1 protein-coding gene is annotated in these 2,210 nt (G+C 74.2%); it reads left to right on the forward strand.

Annotation, left to right across the window (positions count from 1 at the left end; genetic code table 11):
* The first annotated feature begins 158 nt into the window (after positions 1-158).
* Positions 159-2,099, forward strand: coding sequence for a Vgb family protein (locus ABT299_RS52490; protein WP_500255451.1), 1,941 nt, complete (start codon positions 159-161; stop codon positions 2,097-2,099).
* Positions 2,100-2,210 lie beyond the last annotated feature (111 nt).

Here is a 2,210-nt window from a genome sequence, read left to right on the forward strand (position 1 = left end):
ACCCCACACAACACGTCCACCAACCGGACCCCCTCGCCGACCTAGCGTTACGGGGCCGCGCCCCCCCCGGCTGCCGCCCCCGGCCCGGGCCGGCCGCGCCGCCGACGCCTCGGCGTCTCCGGCTCGCCCTGGTATCCACCCCTCTCTTGGAGACGCACATGCGCCATCGCGCCATACGGGGACGCCTCGTCGTACGGGGCCGCTTCGTCCTTCGGGGACGCCTCGTCGCCTTCACCGGCCTGCTCGGCACCACCTTGACCGCCCTGACCGTAATGCCGGCGCAGAGCGCGCTCGCGGGCCCGCCGGCCGAGATCTCGCTGTCCAAGGCGGGCGGCGTTCCGGAGGCCCTGGTCGACGGGCTGGCCCGGGGCCCGAAGGGCACCGTCTGGTTCGCCGAGAACGCGGGCGGGATCGGGAAGGCGGACGCGACGGGCGCGGTCACCCGTTTCCCCGTGGCGGCCAATTCGCAGAAGTACGCGGGAGTGCCCTCGGCAATGGCCACCGCCTCCGACGGATCGGTCTGGCTCGCCGACGCCTCGCAGGCCGTGCCGCGCATCGGCAAGGTGAACACCGCGAACGGGAGCATCCGTTTCTACGAGCTTCCGGAGACGGCCGCGGGCATGAGCGACCTGGTCCAGGGGCCCGACGGCGCGATGTGGTTCACCGGCGCGGGAGGCGCCTATGTCGGGCGCCTTGAACCGGCATCGGGCAACGTCACGATGTACCAGGCGCCATTCGGCGGGCTGTTCGGCGCCCTCACGCGGGGCCCCGACGGCGCGCTGTGGTTCACCAGCGACTCCACCCCGATGGTCGGCCGCATCGACACCGCCGGGAACGTCACCACCTACGCCCCGCCGGGGGCCGCCACCGCCGTTCCGGCGCTCGGCGGCATCACCACCGGCCCCGACGGCGCGCTCTGGTTCACCGAACCCGGTGCCGGCAAGATCGGACGGCTGGCCCCCAAGACCGGGCAGATCACCGAATACGCCGTGAAGACCACCGCCTCCCAGCCGGAGGGCATCACCAGGGGTCCCGACGGCGCCCTGTGGTTCACCGAGGCCGCCGCCAGCAACGTCGGGCGCATCACCCGCTCCGGCAAGGTCACCGAGTACCCCCTGCCCAGCACCTATTCCGCCCCGACCCGGATCATCCCGGGCCCGGGCGGGCAGCTGTGGTTCAGCGAACCCGGCAAGGGCGTCATCGGACACTTCTCCCCCGCGTCCCCGCCGTCGGGCGCTCCCCATCCGGCCGTCACGCTCGGCTCCGCGCCGAGCGCCGCGACGCCCTTCCAAAAGCAGTGCGCGTCCGGGCTGCTGTGCATCCGCGAGGTCACCACCGGCGGGACCACGAAGATCGGCGGGTTCCGCCTGGACCTTCCCCCGGGAGCGATCCGCGTCACCGGCTCGGTGACCGACCTGTCGCCGGGCGCGACGCTCACGCCTCCCGTGGAGGGCGAGGAACTCGTCTCGGCCCCGGTGAACGTGCCCGGCGGCCTCATGGGCACCCTCCCGCTCATCGGCCCGATCCTCGGCATGACCCCCGCCGCGATGCTGCCCTTCAACAAGCTGACCGTCACCCAGTCGCTCGCCGGGCCCGTCGGCCTCGGGGTCACCGACGCCGGCACCCTGCAGGCGACCCTGCCGCTCACCATCCACCTCGGCAACGACCTCCTCGGCCCCACCTGCACGATCGGGCCCGTCACGGTGGCGGTCGCGCCGACGTCGCTGACGAACTCGTCCGGTTACGGCGGGATGAACCTCAACCCCACGGCGCTGCCGATGGCCGCCAAGGACACCGGCGCGGCGGTCCCGGCCGCCACGGGCTGCGGGCCGTTCGACAGCGGGATCCTCGACCCGGTGATCAACGCCATCATCGGGCTGCCCTCGCCGTCCGGCAAGAACACCTTCGACCTGCCGCTCGTCCTCAGCCTGGGCACGGGCGTGGCGCCGGCCTCCGCGCGGTCCCTGAAGGCCGGCGCCGCCGGCCGGCCGAGCCTGCCCTTCCTCACGCGGCCCGCTCCGCGTCCCGGAAAGCTCCTGCCCAACGCCACCACGCTCAAGGCCACCGGCGTCACGACCAAGGCGACCGTGCGCCCATGACGCACGGCGCCGGAACGCATCGGTCAGGAGCCGCCCGCCGCGGGCCGCGGCGGGCGGCCCGCCCCGCCCAACCCCCGGGGCGGGCGGGGGCGCGGGTGGGGCCGAGATAGG

This window comes from Spirillospora sp. NPDC000708 (assembly GCF_040299565.1).
Lineage (GTDB): Bacteria > Actinomycetota > Actinomycetes > Streptosporangiales > Streptosporangiaceae > Spirillospora.

Excerpts from the sequence above, each read along its gene's own strand:
- ABT299_RS52490 (WP_500255451.1), top strand. The coding sequence starts at position 159 with ATGCGCCATCGCGCCATACGGGGACGCCTCGTCGTACGGGGCCGCTTC.